Origin of the sequence: Gottfriedia luciferensis, from assembly GCF_002156865.1 — a bacterium.
Taxonomy (GTDB): domain Bacteria; phylum Bacillota; class Bacilli; order Bacillales; family Bacillaceae_G; genus Gottfriedia; species Gottfriedia luciferensis.
In genome coordinates this window covers 46,442-70,876 of sequence record NZ_NCTA01000001.1, presented here as the reverse complement: position 1 = coordinate 70,876, position 24,435 = coordinate 46,442, and the positions used below count along the sequence as shown (strand labels likewise).

The 24,435-nt window shown below is 33.5% G+C and carries 22 protein-coding genes and 1 other annotated feature; of the genes, 15 read left to right on the top strand and 7 right to left on the bottom strand.

The window, feature by feature from the left end; translation table 11 throughout:
* The first annotated feature begins 2 nt into the window (after positions 1–2).
* From B7R67_RS00375 to B7R67_RS00355, 5 genes are read left to right on the top strand one after another with little or no spacing between them, the layout of a single operon-like run.
* A complete protein-coding gene (locus tag B7R67_RS00375; RefSeq protein ID WP_088066479.1) occupies positions 3–197 on the top strand; it encodes a spore germination protein GerPB in 195 nt (64 codons plus the stop codon).
* Between the two features lie 40 nt (positions 198–237).
* Positions 238–849, top strand: a complete 612-nt coding sequence (gene gerPC / locus B7R67_RS00370; protein ID WP_088066478.1) for a spore germination protein GerPC — start codon at positions 238–240, stop codon at positions 847–849.
* Complete coding sequence (locus B7R67_RS00365; protein ID WP_088066476.1) at positions 846–1,022, top strand: spore gernimation protein GerPD; 177 nt, start codon at positions 846–848, stop codon at positions 1,020–1,022. The genes gerPC and B7R67_RS00365 overlap by 4 nt, the downstream gene beginning before the upstream one ends.
* A complete protein-coding gene (locus tag B7R67_RS00360; protein ID WP_088066474.1) occupies positions 1,022–1,591 on the top strand; it encodes a spore germination protein GerPE in 570 nt (189 codons plus the stop codon). Before B7R67_RS00365 ends, B7R67_RS00360 begins: the two co-directional genes overlap by 1 nt.
* A 16-nt stretch (positions 1,592–1,607) precedes the next feature.
* A complete protein-coding gene (locus tag B7R67_RS00355; RefSeq protein WP_088066472.1) occupies positions 1,608–1,823 on the top strand; it encodes a spore germination protein in 216 nt (71 codons plus the stop codon).
* Positions 1,824–2,109: 286 nt separating this feature from the next.
* Here B7R67_RS00355 and B7R67_RS00350 read toward each other — a convergent pair whose 3' ends face one another.
* The 5 genes from B7R67_RS00350 to B7R67_RS00330 all read right to left on the bottom strand — a co-directional run bounded on the left by B7R67_RS00350 (position 2,110) and on the right by B7R67_RS00330 (position 7,566).
* Positions 2,110–2,406 carry a rhodanese-like domain-containing protein gene (locus B7R67_RS00350; RefSeq protein WP_088066470.1) on the bottom strand — a complete coding sequence of 99 codons (297 nt, stop codon included), beginning with the start codon at positions 2,404–2,406 and terminating at the stop codon, positions 2,110–2,112.
* A gap of 290 nt (positions 2,407–2,696) precedes the next feature.
* On the bottom strand, positions 2,697–5,114 hold the full coding sequence (leuS, locus tag B7R67_RS00345) for a leucine--tRNA ligase (protein WP_088066468.1): 2,418 nt from the start codon (positions 5,112–5,114) through the stop codon (positions 2,697–2,699).
* Positions 5,115–5,201: 87 nt separating this feature from the next.
* Positions 5,202–5,419 (bottom strand) — a binding site (T-box leader).
* Between the two features lie 64 nt (positions 5,420–5,483).
* Positions 5,484–6,686, bottom strand: coding sequence for an MDR family MFS transporter (locus B7R67_RS00340; RefSeq protein WP_088066466.1), 1,203 nt, complete (start codon positions 6,684–6,686; stop codon positions 5,484–5,486).
* Positions 6,687–7,083: 397 nt separating this feature from the next.
* Positions 7,084–7,233 carry a glycogen biosynthesis protein GlgD gene (locus tag B7R67_RS00335; RefSeq protein WP_088067142.1) on the bottom strand — a complete coding sequence of 50 codons (150 nt, stop codon included), beginning with the start codon at positions 7,231–7,233 and terminating at the stop codon, positions 7,084–7,086.
* A 63-nt stretch (positions 7,234–7,296) separates the two neighbouring features.
* Complete coding sequence (locus tag B7R67_RS00330; RefSeq protein WP_407920361.1) at positions 7,297–7,566, bottom strand: DUF2524 family protein; 270 nt, start codon at positions 7,564–7,566, stop codon at positions 7,297–7,299.
* 186 nt (positions 7,567–7,752) lie between these two features.
* Here B7R67_RS00330 and B7R67_RS00325 point away from each other — a divergent pair, with 186 nt between their 5' ends.
* The 5 genes from B7R67_RS00325 (at position 7,753) to B7R67_RS00305 (ending at position 15,872) form a co-directional block, all read left to right on the top strand.
* The gene (locus tag B7R67_RS00325) at positions 7,753–8,715 is read left to right on the top strand and encodes a TIGR01212 family radical SAM protein (RefSeq protein WP_088066464.1); all 963 of its coding nucleotides are present in this window, start codon (positions 7,753–7,755) and stop codon (positions 8,713–8,715) included.
* A complete protein-coding gene (locus B7R67_RS00320) occupies positions 8,712–9,287 on the top strand; it encodes a class I SAM-dependent methyltransferase (RefSeq protein WP_088066462.1) in 576 nt (191 codons plus the stop codon). Before B7R67_RS00325 ends, B7R67_RS00320 begins: the two co-directional genes overlap by 4 nt.
* A gap of 172 nt (positions 9,288–9,459) precedes the next feature.
* Positions 9,460–9,951, top strand: coding sequence for a hypothetical protein (locus B7R67_RS00315; protein WP_088066460.1), 492 nt, complete (start codon positions 9,460–9,462; stop codon positions 9,949–9,951).
* Positions 9,952–10,575: 624 nt separating this feature from the next.
* A complete protein-coding gene (locus tag B7R67_RS00310) occupies positions 10,576–13,689 on the top strand; it encodes an MMPL family transporter (RefSeq protein ID WP_088066458.1) in 3,114 nt (1,037 codons plus the stop codon).
* A 1,031-nt stretch (positions 13,690–14,720) separates the two neighbouring features.
* Positions 14,721–15,872: a cation:proton antiporter gene (locus B7R67_RS00305; protein ID WP_088066456.1), complete on the top strand. Its 1,152-nt coding sequence runs from the start codon at positions 14,721–14,723 to the stop codon at positions 15,870–15,872.
* A gap of 554 nt (positions 15,873–16,426) precedes the next feature.
* On the opposite strand, the gene B7R67_RS00300 is transcribed toward B7R67_RS00305, so the two are convergent.
* On the bottom strand, positions 16,427–17,521 hold the full coding sequence (locus tag B7R67_RS00300; protein ID WP_088066455.1) for a tetraprenyl-beta-curcumene synthase family protein: 1,095 nt from the start codon (positions 17,519–17,521) through the stop codon (positions 16,427–16,429).
* A gap of 176 nt (positions 17,522–17,697) precedes the next feature.
* On the opposite strand from B7R67_RS00300, the gene B7R67_RS00295 reads away from it, so the two are divergent.
* The 5 genes from B7R67_RS00295 to speE all read left to right on the top strand — a co-directional run bounded on the left by B7R67_RS00295 (position 17,698) and on the right by speE (position 23,569).
* Positions 17,698–18,228, top strand: a complete 531-nt coding sequence (locus B7R67_RS00295; protein ID WP_088067138.1) for a gamma carbonic anhydrase — start codon at positions 17,698–17,700, stop codon at positions 18,226–18,228.
* Between the two features lie 280 nt (positions 18,229–18,508).
* Positions 18,509–19,042 (top strand): phosphatase PAP2 family protein, encoded by a 534-nt coding sequence (locus tag B7R67_RS00290; protein ID WP_407920360.1) that lies wholly within the window; start codon positions 18,509–18,511, stop codon positions 19,040–19,042.
* 11 nt (positions 19,043–19,053) lie between these two features.
* The gene (locus B7R67_RS00285; RefSeq protein WP_088066451.1) at positions 19,054–20,205 is read left to right on the top strand and encodes a glycosyltransferase family 4 protein; all 1,152 of its coding nucleotides are present in this window, start codon (positions 19,054–19,056) and stop codon (positions 20,203–20,205) included.
* A gap of 200 nt (positions 20,206–20,405) precedes the next feature.
* Positions 20,406–21,242, top strand: a complete 837-nt coding sequence (gene speD / locus B7R67_RS00280) for an adenosylmethionine decarboxylase (RefSeq protein ID WP_088066450.1) — start codon at positions 20,406–20,408, stop codon at positions 21,240–21,242.
* A complete protein-coding gene (gene speE, locus B7R67_RS22365) occupies positions 21,239–23,569 on the top strand; it encodes a polyamine aminopropyltransferase (protein WP_208615615.1) in 2,331 nt (776 codons plus the stop codon). Before speD ends, speE begins: the two co-directional genes overlap by 4 nt.
* A 419-nt stretch (positions 23,570–23,988) precedes the next feature.
* Here speE and B7R67_RS00265 read toward each other — a convergent pair whose 3' ends face one another.
* The gene (locus B7R67_RS00265; RefSeq protein WP_088066448.1) at positions 23,989–24,414 is read right to left on the bottom strand and encodes an OsmC family protein; all 426 of its coding nucleotides are present in this window, start codon (positions 24,412–24,414) and stop codon (positions 23,989–23,991) included.
* Positions 24,415–24,435 lie beyond the last annotated feature (21 nt).

The window sequence follows — 24,435 nt, the reverse complement described above, 5'->3', positions numbered from 1 at the left end:
GTTTGAATATATATATACATCAAACAATTATTATAAACCAGCTAAAAACTGGTGGTATTGTAAACTCGTCTGTTTTTCAAATAGGTACATCAGGAAATATAAATGCAAGAACAATTACGAATAATACTGGTGATTATTTAGAGCCAGCACCACCACTTACTGAACCAGGTCAAATCGTTCAAACATCGCAAGAATAGTAACTTTATTCCTGTAGCAAATTGAAAGCGAGGGAATTCTATGAATCAAATAGAAACAAAATATATTCAAATTGAGCAATTAATCTATGAGCAGTCATTAATGATTGAACAGTTACAAAATAGAATTGCTCAACTTGAGGCTACTGTTCATGAACTTTCTCAAAGACCTGAGACAAGAATTGATAGAATTGAATATAAATTCGACCAATTAAAAGTAGAAAATTTAAATGGAACGTTAACAATTGGACTAAATCCTCTTCATGCTCCAAAATTTGAGGATTTAACTGTAGAAAACCAACAAATTGATATTAAGCCTGACAATCATATGAAAGCATTAAGAGCCTATATAGAAGATCGAATTAACTTCCACTTGAAAGATGAAGCATTAGAAACGATTCTCCAACTAGAAGCAGAACTTAGAGTTTCTGTAGATGATTATTACCGCCAAATGATGATCGACGATATTCGAAATCAAATGGATATACGGATTCCTTATTATATCGACTTATACAAAAATAAGCCTAACTTCGCAGAGGATCCACTCAGGTATTCCGAAGAAGTCGTTTTGCATATGTTAGGAGACATTCGTACTGCATATAGTGCCTTTTTACAGAACTTACCACATAATTTAAGGAAGGAGCATAAAGGATGAATTTAAATGTAACAAACTGTAATTTGCAAGTTGAGACAATAAAATTTACAGCTATTTCATCATCTTCATTATTTTTGGTTGGGGACGCTCATAATATTTCCCTATCCTCAATCTTTGACACGCCGCCTGAATCATTAATTGTTGGACCGTTTGCACCTTTATCCGTAAGCTAATGTTTAAGATTGATCAAATTCGTTTAGCTGCCGTAGAGAGATATGAGGTTAATACAGTTCTATTCTCAAGTGTATTACAGTTTGGTGATGCCTTTTCTATAAACTCAGAGTCAAATGCCCTTGCATTACAAGAACAAGGAAATGTTTTAGCTGATCCTAACAGAGATATTTTTGAAATTTATCCAATTTTTAAAGTTATCCCAAAACATCTTCCATATAACCCTAATGTGAACCTGAACCGAGTTAATCTTAACCCTACTATCCAAGTTGGTTCGATTAATTATAACGGTATTACCGTGGCGAGTGTTTCAGTTATTGGATCAGTTCATAATGCTACTATGTTATCTCGTGTCCATCAAATAAGACATTTTCTTAAAGCACCTTCTTTACACTATCAAACTCCAGGTATAAGTCATGCTCAACCTACTTTTTCACAACTTTTCCAACCACTTACTGAGCCGACCCAACCGACTATACCAGTAGTACCAGTAGTACCACCTATACCAGCACAACCGGCTATACCATCAGTAAGACTATCATCACCAACAGAATCTTCATTAATCGAATAAGAAAGGAGAATTATTTATGCCAACATTTCTTGGTGCAATCGTAATTTCAGTCAATGAAGGAAATATAAATACTGGGGATCTAAATAATATCTCTCCAAAAACTCAGACAAAATCGTATTTCGGCTCAGGTTCAGGCAATACCGGATTTCTTCCGGCAACTATAAATGGTGCTAGTGCTACAAATACACTTGATGCAGATTTAGTAGATCAAAATGAAATTGCAACACTATAATCTTATTCATTTTAAATAACACAAAAAAAGCGGTGCATTTAGCACCGCTTTTTTTGTGTAGACAAATTCCTATATACCTCTGATTATCAGACTGATTGAAAACGCTTGTCTTTCGAGGCGCGAAGCCTGGCGAGGAGCGGAGTTACCCTTAACGGTAATGAGCACCGCTCAGCAGGCGAAGCAACGAAGAAAGCGAGCGTTTGCCAACAGTCTGAATCCAACCTCAAATAGTTGGATTTTCTGTAAGTAATGAGCAATAAAATCAATCATTTACCGGCAATCAATGTTAATCTAAATCGCCTTCCCAGGCCATCATGCCGCCCTCCATATTGATCGCCTTAAAGCCATGCTCACTCATATATTCACAAACATTTTCACTACGAACGCCTGCTTTACAAATAAAAATATATTCAAACTCTTTATTAAACAGATCTAGTTTACTTGGAATTTCTCCCATTGGAATATGAATTGCTTCAGGTATTTTACCATATTCAACCTCATAATCCTCACGTACGTCTACTAAAAATAGTGTTTCACCTGCTTCTAAACGCTCTTTTACTTCATTTGCAGAAATTGAATTCATTCATCTATCATCCTCTCTTATGCATCCATCTTAACAACTAATCATTACCTATGCAAAAAGCAAGTTTGATTGTTGAAACATGAAACTTTTAATTATAAACTGAAAAGAAAAAACCTCAATTAAGAGGTTTTTTCTAAACAAAATTATTTATCTGATTTCAGACTGATTGAAAACGTTTGTCTTTCGAGGCGCGAAGCCTGACGAGGAGCGGAGTTACCATAAAAGGTAATGAGCACCACAGGCAAGCGAAGCAACGAAGAAAGCGAGCGTTTGTCAACAGTCTGATGAAATTAGTTAGCTACAATATTAACTAATTTACCTGGTACAGCAATAATTTTACGAACTGTCTTTCCTTCGACTTGCTCTTTAACCGCATCATCAGATAATGCAATTTGCTCCATTTGCTCACGAGAAGCATCTTTTGCAACAAGTAATTTCGCTTTTACTTTACCATTGATTTGTACTACGATTTCAATTTCATCTTCTACAAGCTTAGCTTCATCATATGCTGGCCATGTAGCATAAGCGATTGAATCGCTATGACCTAATTTACTCCAAAGCTCTTCACCAATATGAGGAGCAACTGGTGCTAGCAATTTAACAAAACCTTCAACCATTTCTTTTGGCAACTGTTCTGCTTTATATGCTTCATTAATAAATACCATCATTTGAGAAATTGCAGTATTAAAACGAAGTCCTTCAAAGTCTTCTGTTACTTTCTTCACTGTTTGATGATATGTTTTATCAAGCTTGCTTGATGAAAGTCCTTCAACAATTTTATCAGTAAGTGCATCGTTATCAGTGACAAATAAGCGCCATACTCGATCTAAGAATCGGCGTGAACCATCTAAGCCATTTTCTGACCAAGCAATTGAAGCATCTAATGGTCCCATAAACATTTCATATAAACGTAATGTATCAGCACCATGACTAGCTACGATATCGTCAGGATTTACGACATTCCCTTTAGATTTAGACATCTTCTCATTATTTTCACCTAAGATCATACCTTGGTTGAATAACTTTTGGAATGGCTCTTTCGTTGGTACCACACCTAAATCATAAAGGAACTTATGCCAGAAACGAGCGTATAGTAAGTGAAGTACAGCGTGCTCTGCTCCACCAATATATACATCAACTGGTAACCAATGCTTTAGTAATTCAGTATCTGCAATTGCTTCGTTATTATTTGGATCAATATAGCGTAAGTAATACCAGCAGCTTCCACCCCACTGTGGCATTGTATTTGTTTCGCGTCTTCCTTTTTTACCAGTTACTGGATCAACTACATTAACCCAATCAGAAATATTTGCTAAAGGAGATTCTCCAGTACCACTTGGGCGGATATCTTCCGTTTTTGGAAGAATTAATGGTAATTCCTCATCAGGAACAACTGTCATCGTACCATCTTCCCAGAAAATTACTGGAATTGGTTCTCCCCAATATCTTTGACGAGAGAATAACCAATCACGTAGACGATACGTAACTTTTTTCTCACCTGATTTTGATGATTCTAACCATTCTAGCATTTTTCCAATTGCTTCTTCTTTATTTAAGCCGTTTAAGAATTCAGAGTTAACGTGTTTACCGTCACCAGAATAAGCTTCTTTTTGAACGTCTCCGCCTTCAACAACTTCAACGATCGGTAATTTAAATTTAACTGCAAATTCGTGGTCTCGCTCATCATGTCCAGGTACTGCCATTACTGCGCCAGTTCCATAACTTGCAAGTACATAATCAGCAATCCAAATTGGAAGCTTTTCACTATTTACAGGATTAATTGCATATGCACCTGTGAAAACACCTGATTTATCCTTCGCTAAATCAGTTCGCTCTAAATCACTCTTTGATTTAACTGAATCGATATATACTTCAACAGCATCTTTTTGCTCAGCTGTTGTAATTTTACTTACTAGATTATGCTCAGGAGCTAATACAACATACGTTGCACCAAATAATGTATCTGGACGAGTTGTAAATACAGTTACTTTTTCATCGAATCCATCAACATTAAAATAAACTTCAGCACCCTCTGAACGACCAATCCAGTTACGTTGCATTTCTTTTAAGCTTTCAGGCCAATCTAATTCCTCTAGATCTTCTAATAATCTATCTGCATAAGCAGTGATTTTTAAGATCCATTGCTTCATTGGACGACGTTCAACTGGATGTCCTCCACGCTCACTTTTCCCATCAATAACTTCTTCATTGGCTAAAACCGTACCAAGTGCCGGGCACCAGTTAACTGGGATTTCATCAACATAAGCTAATCCTTTTTCAACCATTCTTGTGAAAATCCATTGAGTCCATTTGTAATAGTTAGGATCAGTTGTATTCACTTCACGATCCCAATCGTAAGAAAACCCTAAAGACTGAATTTGATTACGGAAAGTATTAATGTTCTTTTCAGTAAATTCCGCAGGGTCATTACCAGTGTCTAAAGCATACTGTTCTGCAGGTAGACCAAATGCATCCCACCCCATTGGATGAAGTACATTATAACCTTGCATTCTTTTCATTCTTGAAAGGATGTCTGTAGCTGTATATCCTTCAGGATGCCCTACATGTAATCCTGCTCCAGAAGGATAAGGAAACATATCAAGTGCATAAAATTTTGGCTTACTTGTATCGTCTGTAGTTTTAAATGTTTTATTTTCTAACCAATACTGTTGCCATTTTTGTTCGATAGTACGATGATTAAAACTCATATTAGTGCCTCCCTTTTTCTTTCTATAAATGGCTCGGCTGTGGCTTTCGGAGATTATTTAAAAAAATAAAAAAAACCTCCCATCCCAAATAGGGACGAGAGGATTTCCCGCGGTACCACCCAAATTAATGTAAAAATACATTCACTTGTTTCCGTAACGTGGAACACGACATTTATTACTTGGTTAAAAACCGTTCACAAATGTGGCTTATGGGCGAGTTCATGAATAGAATGGATTGACTTTCACCAGCCGTCAACTCTCTAGACCTCTTCTCATTCACTACTATTCCCAATCATAGCCGATCATTTAGATTTAATTTATACCATTTTATTATAACCAACGAAAAAGGTCAATTATACATTGCCTATTTTATGAAGCAAAAGTTTGATTCTCCGCATTTACAACTTTTTTTGCAAGTCTTTCGTAAAGAACAGAAAATAACATACTGATCACTAAGAAAATAACTAATACAATAAATAAAATTTTCATACTAAACGAATCAACAAGCGCTCCACCAAGAACCGGACCAAGCATTCTACCTACAGTCGCTGCGCTATTAACGATCCCTTGATACATTCCGATTCGTTCTTTTGGCGCAAGCATATTTGCAATCGTTGGTACAGCAGGCCACACAAACATTTCACCAATCGTTAAAATCATCATGCCTACCATAAACATTGAAAATTTATCTGCAGTACTTACAAGTATTGTTGAAGCGATAAAAAATCCAATTCCAAACAACATTTGCTTTCTCATACTTAAACTTAATTTGCGGATTAATGATGATACGATCGGTTGTGCAAGTACGATCAGTGCACCATTTACAGTCCATAATAGACTATATTTTTTTAAGCCTATTTGTAGATTTTGCATTTCTGAAGCAATCGTAGTTTGCCACTGAACATAAACTAACCAGCATAAGACGTAAGCACAACAAACAATCAGAAGTGCCTTCATTGAAGGAGTAAATGAAAACCTTGAACTTTCAGCTTTTTTCACACTTGTTTGTGCTTTCACTTCCTTAGGGACTCCTATATTTCTAAATCCAAATACAGCTACAAAAAAGAAAACAATATATAATAGCAAATTAGCTGTAAAAATATAATTAATATTCACAGCAGCGACACGTCCACCTAATGCTGTCCCAATTGCAACACCTAGATTTTGCGCTACGTATATTGCATTAAATGCTTTACGACCACCCTCTGGCCAAGCTGCTCCGACCATCGCATACATTGACGGAAACACAATTCCAACTCCAAATCCTAATGTTACGAAGAAACAACTATAAAATGCCCATGAATGATTTATTACTAATCCAGTAATTGATAAGAACGTTATACTAATACCGATTAGGATTGACTTATATCCCCCGAGCTTATCAAACAGCCAGCCACCAAGCATATTTCCAAATACACCAGCCAATGAATTAACCATTAAAATAAGCCCTGCTACTGACAAGGACTTCCCTAAATACTGATGAATATATATCGTATTGAATGGCCATAAAAAAGAATTACCTGTAACATTTAAAATCATACCTATTAACAAAAACCAAAGTTTTTTTGGCATCCCATACTCCCCCAAAGCTGTCCCTTTTATCTATATCTCTTTAACTCATTAATTGTAGAGGAGAATGTTACTAGTTTCAAGTTATAGATTTTAGGTACAAGAACAAGGAAAGGCAGGGTTAAGGAGAAGGAGAAGATAATAAAAGACTTATTAGACCTTTATTTCCTCTAAGTAATTCCTATTCTAAATGCTTCCCTGCATTCCTGTACTTTCCTGCATTTTCCTGCCTTTCCTGCACTTCCCTGCCCTTACTGCCTTCCACTCCAATCAACGTCTTTAAATACGCAAATAATTTAAATTCTTTATAACCTTTTTTGAGTGAAAATAAAAAAATCTGAAAGGACAGTGCCTTTCAGATTTTTTCTTCTATACATTTAATCCTACTATTCCTGCTCTTTTACCCCTGCTTAGATCTTTGTGGTTGACCTTTTTTAGAATTACTTATTTTCACTTGATCTACAGCTGAAAGTTCACCTGAGAATTCAGTTTTTGATTTATTTTTCGTTTTTTGTTCAGGGTTATTGCTTTTTGTTTTCTTTTTTACCATTTGTAAATTCCTCCCAAGATACATATATTCACGAGTATATTCCTGCATATTATGTGCTCTCCTTTAGTGCGGAGTTATGATCATTTGATGTTGTAGTTGAGTTAATTGTCTTCTTAAACGATTAAATTCATCTTTATTTTCTGCATTCGCTAGGTTTGCAACTTTTTCTAATTCCATAATTGCTTGTTCAATCCCAACTTGTGCTTCAGAGTACTCAATACCGTTAAAATGTTCTTGTCTCATACCAATTTCTAATTGTTCTACTGCATAATCATAAGCTTCTTTTGCTTTTTTAACTTGTTCTTGTCCGAATGCGCGATCTGTTATTCCCAAGAAAATACCTCCTTCAGACTTTAATGAAGTATCCGATATGTAGGTTACCTCAAGGATAGTATTTCCGAACCTTTCAATCAAAGTACTTTTATTTGTTTACAAAATAGAAAGGTTTTTCCATTTGGTTTTCTTTTTATAGCATGATAAAATCGATAATATTGACTTAAATTAAGGGAGGGATGAGGAATGACAAAAAACAATCCTTTTCCATATACAATAGATCATAAAAGATATCATTCATGGAATTATCATTTAAGACAGCAATTCGGTGAAAAAGTTTTTAAAGTTTCCATTGATGCTGGTTTTGATTGTCCAAACAGAGATGGTACAGTTGCATTTGGAGGTTGTACTTTTTGTAGTGCTTCTGGGTCAGGAGACTTTGCTGGAGATCGTGCCGAAGATGTCGTGACTCAATTCCATAAAATAAAGGATAAAATGCACGAGAAATGGCAAAACGGAAAATACTTAGGTTATTTCCAAGCCTATACAAATACGCATGCACCAGTTGAAGTATTAAAACAAAAGTTTGAGCCTATTTTAGAACAAGAAGGAGTTGTTGGGTTATCAATCGCAACAAGGCCTGATTGCTTACCTGATGATGTTGTTGAATATCTTGCTGATTTAAATAAACGAACATATTTATGGGTTGAATTAGGATTACAAACAGTTCATGAAAAAACTGCGAATATTATTAATCGTGCACATGATTATAAAACATATGTAGAAGGCGTAGAAAAATTACGTAAACACAATATTCGTATTTGCTCTCATATTATTAATGGTTTACCTCTAGAAACTCCTGAAATGATGATGGAAACAGCTTTAGAAGTTGCTAAACTTGATATCCAAGGAATTAAAATTCACTTACTTCACCTTTTAAAAGGAACAGCAATGATGAAGCAATATGAAAAAGGACTAGTTGAATTTATGGATTTTGATGCATATATCAAATTAGTCGTTGATCAACTTGAAATCATTCCAAGCGATGTAATTGTACATCGAATTACTGGAGACGGTCCTCCAGATTTATTAATCGGACCGATGTGGAGCCTAAAAAAATGGGAAGTATTAAATGCTATAGATCGTGAATTTGAACGCCGAAATAGTTGGCAAGGTAAATTTGCAAAAAACCGAGTGGAGCTAACATGATTTTAGAAAGAATATTGCCATATGCTAGGAAACTTCTTCAGTCAACTGTTAAAGAAGGAGATATTACCATTGATGCCACGATTGGAAATGGTCATGATACTTTATTTTTAGCAAAATTAGTTGGAGAGCATGGTCATGTATACGGATTCGATATTCAAGATTTAGCAATCCAAAAAACGACTGAAAGAATTAACAATGAAAATTTAAGCAGCCAAGTTACACTTGTGCAAAGAAGTCATGCTGAAGTTAAAGATGTAATTCCAAGTCACTTATATGGTAACGTTAAGGGAGCAATTTTTAATTTAGGGTATTTACCTGGTAGTGATAAAACAATAGTTACCGTTCCTGAATCAACTATTACTGCAATCGAGAAAATGATTGAAATAATGGCTCCGGAAGGAATCATTGTAGTTGTTATTTATCATGGTCATGAAGGCGGAGAAATTGAAAAAGATGCGTTAATGAACTTTGTTCAAAATATCCCACAAGACCAAGCACATGTTTTAATGTATCGATTTATGAATCAAGCAAATAATCCCCCTTTTATCGTAGCAATTGAAAAAAGGGCTTAAAAAAAACTGTCTAACTATAGACAGTTTTTTTGTCGTTTGGTAATTCACTTTGCATTCAAATTTTAGACGATTTAGTTGTAATAAAATTCAATTATTAAAATTTCATTAATGGTAAATTTTTCTTAAAAAATTGGTAATCATAAGAAAATCAATTAGAAAAGGAGTTTTCACAATGAAAAAAGCTATTTTTGCTGGTGCAATGGTTGGTCTTTTTACACTAAGTACAATTTCAGTGAATGCGCAAAAGATTGAAGCAGGCAATTATTATGTTCATCCAAAACATGATCATGATTTTGATGCAAATCCAAACGAAGGTGAGCATCATAGACATCATCATGACAACAAAGCAAATAAAATGTTGTTACAAAAGCACAAAAAAGAAGTTGTTAAATACGTTGCAAATTATTTGAATCAGCCAGAAGCAAACATTAATAAAGCGGTTAAACAACATAAAATGGAAATGAAGAGTTTAATCTTTATATCTGTTGTTTCTAAACTTTCAAATAAACCATTAGAAAATATAATCGCTCAAAAGGCAAAATCAAAATCCTTCAAAGAAATATTAGATAATAACAATATTAAGCGTGAACAATTTTTCGAAGAAATGAAAAGAGTTCATGAAGAAATTTTCCGTCAAATTGAACCAACACAACCTAAAAATTAATTTAAAAGCATATCTTCAATTTACTTTTGGAGATATGCTTTTTTATTATAGGCTTTATTATTGTTGATTTGGAGTGAAAGGTGCGAGACTTGAAAGGCAGGAAAGTACAGGAAGTGCAGGGAAATCAGGAAAGTACAGGAATGCCCATTCCTTGTTCCTGCTCTTAATAAAGCGAGTATCCTGTTACGGAAATCAGCCTTCTTTTTCACCTGAGCCTTATTATAAAAATTTCCTTCGACACATTACGACAAAGTTCCGATCTTTTTGATTATTACTTTAAAATAAAATAGTCGGTACACTCTAAATCTAACCACTTTAAAAAATAGTCTATTTGTAACATTTTCCATAAAGATACAGAACGAAACAGGTATTTCTTATCATTATTTTACAATATAAAAATACTTACTTATTTAACGATTATTAGAATACATTAATATATATTTTAAGAAATTTGTCATATTTTTTGTCTAATTTTTAAAATAAGTCTGAATTAAAATGGTTTACATACAGTCAATTTGTACAGGTTATGGCCTTAAATATTTATAAGGTTTAATTTCAGAATTTTCAATCAAAATTTTTCTGTACAAATTCGCGTATTTCATTACATTATACGGAGGTGTATCAATGTCATTCTTTGTTAAAAAGAAATATTTCGTTATAACAATCTGGTTAATCGTAGCAGTTTTACTAAGTCTACTCTCTCCTTCCATTTCCAAACTAGTTAACGAGAAAGGTACTTTAGAACTACCAAATAGTACGCAAGTCATGAAAGCGGAAAAAATGCAAACCGCACATAATATGGACCCAAAAAACAAAAAAAGTTTTGCAATCGTATATTACAATGATCAAAAATTAACAGATGCTAACAAAAACGAAGTTAGAGATATTGCAAAAAAACTTGAAGACAACAAAGACTTAATCGGTTTAGTATCTATTTCTAATTCAATCGACGAACCAGCTTTAAAAAATACACTAGAATCAAAAGACGGAAAAACAATCCTTTTATCCGGCACTTTAAATATTAAAGGTAAAAATTTAACAGCACTTTATAAAGATCTACAGTCCCTTTCATCCGTCAATGGATTTGAAAGAATTGTAACCGGTAAAATTTTTGTTGATCAGGAGGCTGATAAACAAAATGAGGAAGGACTTAAGAAAGGTATTATTATTGCAGGTATTCTCACATTAATTGCATCTATTCTTATTACTAGAAAACCTCTTGTTGTACTTTCTGCCATTCTATTAACAGTTATCAATTATTTAGTAAGCGCTTCAATTTATAGTTACTTTGTAGACAACGGAACGCTTCCAATCACAAATATTGCACCGCTTGCACTTGGTATTTTTGCATTCATGCTAAGCGTCACTTCAGCGCTAAGCTTGTATTATCGATATGCAGCAATTTTGTCAGCCCAAAAATCGAATGAACACTCACTCATTTTTGCTTTATCAAGCAAAGGTTACAGTTTATTTGTTTCACATGCTGTTTTTACAATTTTAAGTATTGGTTTACTAAATACTACTTTTCAAATAACAAAATCTTTAAGTGCGTTAATCATTTTAGGAATTGTATCTTACATTTCTTCAATTTCTTTATTACCAAGTCTTTTTTCGTTATTTGGAAAAGTACTTTCGTTCCCTACTACTAAGAATGGCCATTTTATAGGATGGCATAAATGGAATCACTTAGTACTAAAACGTAGTGGAATTTTCACTTTAGTTTCTCTTTTAATAATTGCACCATTGGTTGGATTGTATCAGTATAAAATAGCCTATAGTACTCTTGATGGCCTTCCTAATAAGGATGCAGCAAAAGGATCAAGATTAGTTTCTAAAGAATTTAATGCAGGTAAAACGACTCCTTTGAGATTGGTCATTGAAAACACGGTTCCTTGGAATACTGTAACAGGGATGAGTACGATCGAGGCTTTATCTCGTAGCCTATCTCAAATGGACGGTGTTGAATCTGTTCGAAGTGCATCTAGACCTTTTAGCAGCGAATTAGATCCATTATTACTCGTTTCTCAAGCCGCTACTTTAAAAGATGGTATTGGGAAAGGAAATGACGGTGTCAATCAGATTCGCGAAGGCTTACAAGGCGCTAAAGATGAATTAGAAAAGTCCTCACCAAAATTAAAAGAAGCAACTGATGGAATCGATCAATTAGTTACTGGAACATCTAAACTTCAAAATGGTGTAGGAAGATTAGAAGATGGCTTGTCTCAAATTGAAGCTGGTCTTAGAAAAGGATCAGTTGGAGCAGGTCAATTACATGACGGGTTAGGCACAGCTAAAGATAGTACGAAAAAATTATTAGACGGTAGTAAACAATTATTAGCTGGCTATAAAGAAATAGAGAGGAACTTTAAAACACTATACAATGGTGTAGGCGATATTAAATCCAATCTTGCAAAAGTCCAAACTGGTATTCAAGGTTCTCAACAGTTAGCGATTGGATTAGGTCAAAAATATCCGAACATTACATCTGATCCATTTTATATCCAATTACAAGGTACACTTAAAACATTAGATAGTAGTCTAACCGAATTTATATCAAAAGTTGGTCAAGCAGAAACGGGTGCAGGTTTATTACTTGCAGGACTAGAAAAAGCGAATTCTGGTATGGTTCAAGTTGTAGACGGCCAAACAAGATTAGTCGCTGGTTTAGAACAACTATATACAGGAATGGGTCAGTTACAGGATGGAATTGGTAAGGCTGCTGATGGAGAATCATTAGTATTAAAAAATATCCCACAAGTATCAAATGGCTTGGGACAATTAAAGAATGGTCAAACTCAATTAGGTGATGGAATTGGCCTTTTCGTTAATAAAGTTGGCGAATTAAAAGATGGTTTAGGCCAAACTGTTGGTGGACTAACTCAGATCTATGATGGATTAAACACCGCTCAAGGCTATTTAGGCGGATTAACTACAAGTGTTAATCCTACATTAACAGGATGGTACTTACCGGAAGAAGCATTAAGCACACCTGATTTTAAGAAGATATTTGATAATTATATGTCTGAAGATTTCGCTGTTACTACACTTGATGTTACATTTGTAAAAACTCCTATCTCTACATCAGGAGCAAATTTAGTTGACCAAGCTAAAAAAACAGCTCTTAAATCTTTAAAAGATCAAGGTTTAGAATCAGCTAATCTAGCCCTTGCCGATGATCCTTCTACAGTTTATAGTTTAAAGCCGATTATATTGAAGGATATCAAATGGTTATTAACTTATGCACTCATTACCGCTGCACTATTGCTAACAATTGCTTATCGTAATATATTCTACTCACTTATTTCAATCGGAGCTGCAGCAATTGTATACTTGGCTGGTAACTCGCTTGCAGAACAAATATTTATCAAAAACTATGATCAAATAGGTTTAAAATTTCTTGTTCCGATCTTTACAATCTACCTAATTTTCGTAATGGCTTGTACAATACTAGCTCATCTATATACTAATTCTTCTAATTCAGAGGAACGAGAGAATTTATTAATCAGTAATATTGCTAGTATGTTTGCCGTAGGAATCATTGGAAGTGCAATTTTTGTTGGATTACTCTTTAGTAGTAGTTATCTTTTTGTACAAACTGCACTATCTGGATTGAGTGGATTTATCGTATTAACAATTATCATAATCCCTGTTCTATATCCGATTTTTGCATCAAAACTAATTACACCTAATACGAAACAAAATCATATAGTAGAAAATAACATGACATTAACAGATTGATCAGATTATAAAATAAAAGAAGGTCGAATTCATGAGATGAATATCGACCTTCTTTTATATTCCAACTAACCCCCAAAGGAGAATTCCTCTAATTTTACAAAAGAGATCATCGAAAAAGTCTTTTAACCTCTTTTCCTTTCTCCCTGATCCAGTTTTTAGCACTGCCTCTCTAAAAAGAACATATCTCCCTTCCATAAATCATAAAATTTATTTAGAGATACTCTGTTAATGTAAATGGTTGATTTTATACAAAATCATAGTTTTTTTATAGAATTTAAAGTATAGACTATTTCAAAGACAGATTGATTGGAATGAAGGGTGCGAAGACCAAAGTACTTGAAGAGCAGGTAAGGCAGGAATTTTTAGAGTAAATCAATAAAATCTCAAAAGTCTTTTACTATCTTTTCCTTAATCCTACCATTTCTTGTTCCTGCTCTTAGATATCAAACAACTCAGGGGCGTGAAGAGTTGACAACAAGTATAAACAATTTGAATAGAACATTTCGTCTTCTATTTCAGTCCATTTTAAGGAATTCGAATTGGATATTTATATTACTCGGATTTGTCGCTTTCATCAATTACTGGTCACTATTTTACCTCATTTCATTATATAGAGGATTTCATACAGAAACCTCTCAAGTCAATCAAATGACACAATGGGTCATATATGGTTATTTTTATGGTTTCTTTGGAAGTATGACTTTAATCTATTTTCATTCCTTTGTACTAAAATATATGTTTTTTCATAGAAAAATTAAAAGTGCTCTTTTATTCGTATTCCTTCACTTTGCATATTTTATTTTTCTCATTTTACTAATCCTATTAAACTAGTTTTCTAGATCAACGTGATATCATTCTACTTCTTTCTCTTGTATTTTGGTTCATTTTCGGTTTATACTTGTTAAGTAAATTAAATAAAATTAAATGCATTTTTTGGAGGAGCCTGTCACATTAGGGATAAGTATGTATAATACTATCTCTATTGTGGCAGGCTCTTTTTGTATGCATTTCAGTTAGGAGATGAGAAATTTATGCTTTATGTTCAGCTTGCAATTATTTTAATTGCTTCTAAAATATTTGGAGATTTAAGTACAAAACTTGGTCAACCTGCAGTTTTAGGAAAGCTATTGATTGGAATCATACTAGGTCCTGCTGTATTTGGTATCATAACTGAAACTGAAACATTACATCAGATGAGTGAAATTGGTGTCATTCTCCTAATGTTTATAGCCGGTTTGGAAACTGATATTGATGAATTTAAACGAACTGGGAAAGCCTCATCCTACGTAGGGCTACTAGGAATATTATTACCATTATTATGTGGTTATCTATATGGAGTTTTTATTGATTTATCCCAATTTGAAGCAATTTTTCTAGGGCTTTTACTTTCTGCAACAAGCGTAAGTATCTCTGTAGCAACTTTAAAAGAAATAGGTCATCTTAAAACAAAAGAAGGGGCAACTATTTTAGGTGCTGCAGTTATTGATGATATAGTTGTTATCATTTCATTAGCTTTTGTTTTGAGTTTCAGTGGAAGTGCAGTTAGCTTACCTATGATTTTATTAAAAAAGGTTATATTTTTTACATTTGCCATACTAATCGGATGGAAAATCGTCCCTTGGTTTTTAAAAAAATTTATAAAGTTAAATGTATCAGAAACATTAATCTCTGCTGCATTAATTATCTGTTTTTTATTTTCAGCTTTTGCAGATCAAACTGGCATAGCTGCAATAATAGGTGCATATTTCGCAGGAATATCAATATCTGTTACAAAGTTTAAACATGAAGTTTTCGAAAAGGTTGAAACAATTGCTTATTCAATCTTTGTTCCCGTCTTCTTTACTTTAATAGGTGTATCAGTTCAATTTACAGGTATTAGCAAGTCAATTCCAACTATTATTATTTTAAGTATAATCGCAATTTTAACGAAACTAATCGGTGGAGCAGTTGGAGCTAAACTGGCTGGATTTTCAAAAAATAGTTCCTTAGGCATTGGCTCAGCAATGGTATCCAGAGGTGAAGTTGCCCTCATCATTGCCTCGACTGGTTTAGCAAACCACTTATTATCTAAAGAAATGTTTGCAATTCTAGTAATCGTTATCCTAATTACAACCGTTGTAACTCCACCGCTGTTAAAGTTATTTTTCTCAGGTAAAGAAAAGCAAATTGAAAAATCCTCATAAGTAAAAGCTCTGCTTGAGAATTGTTGTATTAAAAAAAACATGTTCGAAAAGGATTTTAGAGAAATTAAAGTTTAGATTATTTAAAGACATCGATTGGAGTGGAAGATGCGAGACTGAAAGTGCAGGAATGGCAGGGAAAGCATACAGGAAGAGCAGGCTTAGAGGATATCAATAAAATACATTAAAGTCTTTTATATCTTTCCTTCTCCTTAACTTTTTATAAGTTTAAACTATTAAATACTAATTTTTAGAAAAATGAATTCCAATCTTATAAGACGATGCTTTTTTTGAATTTGTCGTTAAACTGATTAAATTTAAATCGTTTTTAATGAATACTTTTTTTGAAGGATAAGTTAATTGGAACGAAAGGATGCTCGACTCCTATGGGAAATGCGGAAAGGCTAAAGACCCCGCAGGCTTGCCGAGGAGGCTCAGGTTTCGCCCCATGGAAAGCGAGCATACTGTAGTGGAAATGAACATCACTCAACTTCCTTTACAAAAATTTGGTCATTATTTGACAAGATTATTTTTCAACAGCGTAAAAAAGTGAAGCATCAAACTGATTGCTTCACTTTTTTATTATTTAATTTCATCTCTTTTAATTTAAAATATAATTTTGCGTTTCCGTAGAAAAAGAATGATGTTAGTCCACCATTTTTTACAATCCCTCTTCGAATTCGTTTCATTTCGGCTGGACCTGCCATTTTTTTATCAGCTAAATAAATTCCAAGTAATCCTTGATAAATCATACGATGGAACCGATAGTCTTTTAAGTTTTTAAGTGCTTGATCACTTTTAGTTGAAAAATACTCAATTCGATTCAACATTACTTCTTTTGAAGGGTAGTAACTACAAAAATTCAAATCCCCTCCTTCTTCATCTTCTTTCTGATCAATAACATAATCTAGTAGAATATGAAGACCTTGAACATATGGAAAGTAGCTTTTATAAACTTGTTCAAATAATTTCTCGGTAATCACTTCATTAAACGAATAAGACACTAAACAAAAAATTCCAAGAGTTGAACCAGCACACGCAGAGAATTCATACCATTCTAAGTCGGAAAGATCAGGTTGATACTTTGCAAACCAATTTGTTAATCTAGGAACTCTTTCTTCTTTTTTTACGTGTTTATGTATTTGTAATTTACAATAGTAATCTGCTAATTGAACTAAATAGTCTTTTATCCCCTCATAATGCTTTGATTGATTCAAGCTATTATGGCATTTTGAAACTAGAGCATTTAAATAGCCACCATCATCTTGTTCTTCTCTAAATCGATAATATAATTGATTGGATTTTTGACATTTCACTGCATCAATCATCGACTCATGTAATGCTTCAAAATCATCTGGATCGAGGGAAGTACTTCGATCACATAGATTGTCTAAATAATCACTTATCGTTTGATATGCAACTATAAATTCGATAACTGGTTTTAAATTTTTTTCAGAAAGTAATGCTAAAATTGCACCACCTTCACAATGGAATGTTTTTGTATCGATGCTCATTAATGCTTGTTTTCTAAGTTCAGGATCTGGGATTGTTTCTGCAAAATTTTTCCAATACTCTAATTCCTGATGAACAATAGGAAACACTGATTTATAAACCTTTGGCATTAAGTGTAGCGGATTTTTAGGTAGTGACATTTTTTCACTCCTCCCCATTTTCATTAATTACACATTGTTAAAATAAGTTATACTCATAATGAAGTATATATTATGGAGGTGAACTTCGTTGCCAGCATGTTTATTTGGTCGTGATTAGTAGAATATCTTTCATAAACAAATCAATATGTATTTTTTTATTTTGGCAACGGTATAGTATGATATTACCATACAAAGGGAAACAACCCAAAATCGAACCATCAGCTTTTATCGCTTCAAATGCAACAGTTACTGGTTCTGTCACAATTGGAGCAAATAGTAGTATTTTTTTCGGTGCAGTCATTCGTGGAGATGTGAATGATACAATTATTGGAAATGATGTAAATGTACAGGATTTATCTGTACTTCACCAAAGTCCTAAATGTCCACTAATTTTAGAAGATGGTGTAACGATTGGACATAGTGTGATTTTACATAGCTGTACGATCCGAAAAAATGCGTTAGTCGGGATGGGTTCCATCGTTTTAGACGGCGCTGAAATTGGTGAAGGAGCAATGATTGGTGCAGGAAGCCTTGTTCCAGGTGGTAAAGTAATTCCTCCAAATACGTTAGCTTTTGGTAGACCAGCAAAAGTAATCCGAGAATTAAATGAAGAAGATATTGCAGATATCAATCGCATTCGAAAAGAGTATATTGAAAAAGGTCAATTTTATAAACAAGCCGAAGCGGATCATCTTTCTCAGATTTAAAGAGAATTATTGATTTTTGGTACTTAGTGAATATCTTATATTTAATCGTAATAACATAACGGGCGTCTCTTAGTCAAAAGACTGATGGGATGGCCTCTTTTTTTGGGATCTTACAATCTGTTTACTTTGAAATCGATTGATTAGGAAATTGTTTAATGCTTCTGTCTTTTTTAATAATAATTTACATTTTTAAATTATTCATTTACAAAAGCTTCTAATTAAATCCATATTAACTTTTTATAATGAAATTATAAATAACACTAAAAAATGAGGGATGAAAATGAGCGCAATTATTCAAAAGATCCACACTTATGAATGCCAGCTGTTTTACCGCGTTAATTCGTTATTCCAACAACGTTACTTGAATCTATTTTTTAGTACGATTACACATCTTGGTGGTGCTACTTTCACTATTGTTTCAGCATTTATTTTATTACTTTATTCTCGTGGAGAATTGCATCAAGCAGCAATATTAAGTTGTTGCACGCTTGCTCTTAGCCATATTCCTGTCCATTTTCTTAAACGATTTTATCCACGTAAAAGACCTTATTTAAAACTAGAAGGTGCATTTGTCCCAAAAAAACCTTTAAAAGATCATTCTTTTCCTTCTGGTCATACGACTGCAATTGTTTCTGTCGTTCTACCAATTATTATGTACTTACCGATGACAGCATTTATTTTACTTCCAATTATATTTTGTGTTGCTTTTTCTCGAATTTATCTAGGCTTACATTACCCTTCAGATGTATTTTGTGGAATATTACTTGGTACATTTACAGCAATTATTACACAATTCTTTTTATATCACTTGTGAGGAGGAGAATTATGAGAATAGCTATTTTTACAGACACCTATATTCCTCAAGTGAATGGTGTTGCCAAAACATTAAACCGTTTTACAAATTATTTAAAAGATCATGGACATTCTTACCATGTGTTTGCTCCTGAAGATAATGGTATATGTTCGACTAAAGATGTGACGCGTTTGAAAGCTGTGCCCTTTAAAATTTACCCTGAGTGCAAAATTTCATTTCCTAACCTCTCCAAAATGAAAAAGACACTTAAGGAATTTAACCCTGATATTATTCATATCGCAACACCTTTTACAATTGGTTTAAGCGGTCTGCATATTGCTAAAAAGATGAAAATTCCTTTAGTTGCTTCATATCATACAAATTTTGATCATTATCTTGAATACTATAATTTAACTTTCCTAGAAAATATATTATGGAAATATTTAGACTGGTTCCATAAACCAACCCAAAAAATATTCGTCCCTTCAAACGATACGTTAAATCATTTAGTTACGAAAGGGTTTAATAATGTCTCGATCTGGACTCATGGCGTAGACTGTTCAATCTTTCAGCCCGTGGCTAACAATGATGAAATTAAACAAAAGTATAATATCACCTCTAAATATACAATTTGCTTCGTTGGAAGAATTGCTCCCGAAAAAGATTTGGAAACTTTATCCAAAATAATTAACTATACTAAACAACGATTCGGAAAAAAATTAACTTGGTTAATTGTTGGTGACGGACCAAAAAAAGAAGAAATGATGAATAAAACCGGAACAAATCAAATTATTTATACTGGCTATCTCCAAAAGAAAGAATTAGTTGAAATCTACAGCATGAGCGATTTAATGGTCTTCCCATCTGATACTGAAACTTTTGGTAATGTTGTTCTTGAAGCAATGGCTTGTGGTACACCTGTAATTGGTGCGAGTGCAGGTGGCGTTAGAAACATTATAAGAGATTACTCAACTGGTATTCTTTGCGAACCAAAAAATACATCTTCATTTTGCCAAGCTATCGAAGATTGTTTGCATGAAACAGAAATGTTAAAGCGTATGTCAAAAAAGGCAAGGGATTATGCATTAACACAAGATTGGAATAGTATATTTAATAAACTAGTATTGGATTATGAACAAGTCGTTACACCTCATGCTCCTATTCTGTTATCGAAGAAAGCCTGAATTTTTCAGGCTTTCTATTTTCTGAATATTAACAATAAACTAATAAATATTTTTATCCTACTCTATTTATCAACTTATGTGAATAATGAATAATTCAAAAACAAACAATACATAGTGACTAGTTACACAGCGACTATTTGAAAGTCGCTTTTACTTTTCGTTCGTACTTTTTTCACTTCGTAAAACTAGGAGGACTATAGATGAATATTTCATCGTCAAATAATTTTCAACTTTATGGTTTTAATAACTTAACGAAATCATTAAGTTTTAATATGTACGATATTTGTTTTACAAAGACAAAGGAAGAACGTGAAGCATATATCCAATACATTGATGAACAATATAATGCTGATCGTTTAACAAAAATACTAACTGAAGTAACGCATATCATTGGTGCACACATCTTAAACATTGCTAAACAAGATTATGATCCTCAAGGGGCTAGTGTGACGATTCTAGTTTCAGAAGGTCCTGTAGATAATCCATCATCAGAAACATTTGCTGAATCGCCTGGACCTTTACCTGAATTAGTAGTAGCCGCTTTAGATAAAAGCCATATAACTGTTCATACTTATCCAGAATATCATCCTGATGACGGAATTAGTACGTTTAGAGCAGATATTGATGTTTCTACTTGTGGTGAGATATCTCCATTAAAAGCACTAAACTATTTAATTCATCAATTTGATGCTGATATTATGACAATTGATTATCGAGTAAGAGGATTTACTCGTGATGTAAGTGGTTATAAATTATTTATTGATCACGATATTAATTCAATCCAAAATTATATTCCACAAAAATTAAAAGATTTATATCAAATGATTGATGTGAATGTTTTTCAAGAAAATATCTTTCATACAAAATGTAAATTGAAACAATTTGATTTAGATAATTATCTCTTTGGCTATACAAAAGATAAATTAGATCAAGAAGAAATTCAAGCGATAGAAGAAAAAGTAAAATATGAAATGGATGAAATTTTTTACGGAAAAAACCTATGGAATGGTCCTGATGTGGAGGATATTGATGGATGATGGATCATAGTAAAACACCGCTTTTAACCGAATTAGTCCGATATGCAAAGGAAGATATTACAAGCTTTGATGTTCCTGGGCATAAGAGAGGAAATTCACTAGAGGAATTAAGGGAGCTTTGGAGTGAGATGGCTCTGAAAATGGATGTTAATTCTTCAAAGCGTGTTGACAATTTATCGCATCCAACAGGTGTAATACAAGAAGCTGAAACTTTACTAGCAGATGCTTTTCATTCAGATCACGCTTATATGCTAGTAAATGGTTCAACTTCTGGAGTTCAATATATGATTATGAGTGCTCTTGAGCATGGAGATAAAATCCTACTACCTAGGAATGTACATAAATCCGCTATAAATGCATTAATCTTAGCGGGAGCAAAGCCAGTATTTATTGAACCAGAAATCGATTATGAATATGGAATTGTTAATGGTGTTTCAGTAAAATCTGTTCTTCATGCATTAGATTTAAACTCAGATGTTAAAGCAATTCTTATCATTAATCCAACTTATTTTGGAGCAACATCAGATTTAAAACAAATTATCGATATAGGTCATTCACGTGGAATACCTGTATTAGTAGATCAAGCACATGGTGCTCATTTTTCATTTCATCCAGATTTACCAAGTAATGCCGCTCTTCTTGGTGCCGATCTTGTAACACTTAGTTTGCATAAAACTGGTGGTGCATTAACCCAAGCATCTGTCCTTTTGCACAATGATGGAATTATCACTAAAAATAGAGTTCGATCTACGATTAATTTATTTCAAACAACCTCTGCATCTTACCTACTCATGTGTTCAATCGATGTTGCTAGGAAGAAATTAGTATTAGAGGGTCAAGAGCGATTTGAAAAACTACTAAATTTGACAAGGCAGGCTAAAGAAGAAATTAACAAACTAGATGGATTAAAGTGTATAACTCGAGATTCCTATCGAAATGGGGTCGGAGTGTTCGATTATGATGAGCTAAAACTTGTTGTTAAAGTATCTGATTTAGGATTGTCTGGATTTAAAGTATATGACATGCTTGCTGAGCAATACAAAATTCAAATCGAACTTGCAGAACCTAACGTCATTTTAGCAATTATCTCGCTAGGTGATAATGAATATACCATTCAAACGTTAGTTAACGCATTGAGAGATATTAGTAACCGCTATTATGGAAAGCTTCCAAAACTAGAAACAGATATTAGTGTTGCATTAAAAAATCCCAAAATGGTCATGACTCCTAGAGAAGCGTATTATCATCCAAAACGTATCATCTCAATTCATGATGCTAGTGGCTTAATTAGTGGCGAATCAATTATGATTTATCCTCCTGGTATTCCGCTTTGTATACCAGGTGAACTGATTTCAACAGAATTAATTCAGCATTATCTGTATTTAAAAGAAGAAGGAACCATCACGATTAATGATGATGATGACCCTTATGTCATAAAAGTCGTTGATCGAAGTTTGGAGGAAAATTTAATGGATTTATGGTATACAGAAAACCATCAAGACGATACTAAATTCTCTATAAAAGTACAAGAACACATTCATTCTGAGAAAAGTGAATTTCAACAAATCGATTTCTTTAGAAGCGAAACATTTGGAACATTTTTTACACTCGATGGGTATATGATGGTAACGGAAAAAGATGAATTTATTTATCATGATATGATTACTCATGTATCTATGGCAGTTAACCCCAAAATTAAGAAAGTGTTAATTATAGGTGGAGGAGACGGAGGAACAGCTCGAGAAGTTCTAAGATATCCAACTGTAGAAGTTGTAGATATGGTTGAAATTGACGAGCGAGTAGTTAGACTTTGCCAGCAATACTTGCCGTTAACCGCTTCAAAATTAGATCAAGATGAACGATTAACCCTTTATTTTGAAGACGGATTAAAATTTGTACAAGAAGCTGACGAAGGTTATTATGATTTGATTTTAGTTGATTCAACTGATCCAATAGGACCTGGTGAGGGATTATTTACAGTTGCTTTTTATAATAACTGTAAACGGGTATTAAGTGAAGAAGGGATCTTAATTAATCAACATGAAAGTCCATATTATGCTAGTTATGCGCATGAAATGAAACGAGCACATTCTAAAATTAAAGAAACGTTTCCAATTTCAAGAGTATATCAATTTCATATGCCAACTTATCCGTCAGGGCATTGGTTATTCGGTTTTGCCTCTAAAAAATATGACCCAATTAAAGATATTAAGGCTGATGAATGGAATAAGTTAGGGATCGAAACTAAGTATTATAATACTGATTTACATGTTGGATGCTTTATGCTTCCTACTTATGTAAAAAAGCAATTGGATAATGAAGAGTAAAAAAGAACTCCTTTTTTAGGAGTTTTTTTATGCTGTTGAAAGCATTCTCTTTTGTTGCTTGTCTTAAAGTATGCTAACCGATGATTTCCACTACAGGATGCTCGCTTTCCGCGGGGCGTGAGCTGAGCCTCCTCGGCAAGCCTGTGGGGTCTCAGCCTTCCCGCATCTCCCACAGGAGTCGAGCAACCTTTCGTTCCAATCTACTTCATAATAAAAAAATTATTCTAGATAAAACTAGAATAATCAATAAACGAGTTTCTCCTTCAACTTATAATCAATTAAAAAATCATTACTTCGTACATACTTAATAAAAATATCAACTTATTATTTCTTTTAATTCATTATGTTTTTGATTTCTAAACATATCACCAATCTAAAAAAAACTCCTACTTTAGGAGTTCTTTTCATTTTCTACTTTATTAAAGGATTTCTTCGTCTTTTGTACCGTTTAAGGTGAAACTAGCTGTAATATTTGCGTTTAATGAATGGGCAACTGAACAGTATTTGTCTTTGGATAATTTGATTGCTTTTCGTACTTTTTCTGTATCTAATTCCCCATTTAAAATATAGTGTAAGTGAATATCAGTAAATCGTTTAGGATGTTCTTCTGCACGCTCACCTTCGATTTCTATTTCGAATGAAGTTAATTTTAATCTCATTTTTCCAATAATTAAAACAATGTCGATAGCTGTACAACCTGCAACTGCATTGATTAATAATTCTACTGGTGTTGGTGCACTATTCTCTCCACCTAAAGACTCTGCAGTGTCCATTTTAATTTTATGACCAGAAGGTGTCACTCCTGAAAAAGCTAACTTTCCATCCCATTTAATATTCGTTTTCATCAGGTATTCCCCTTTGCTTCA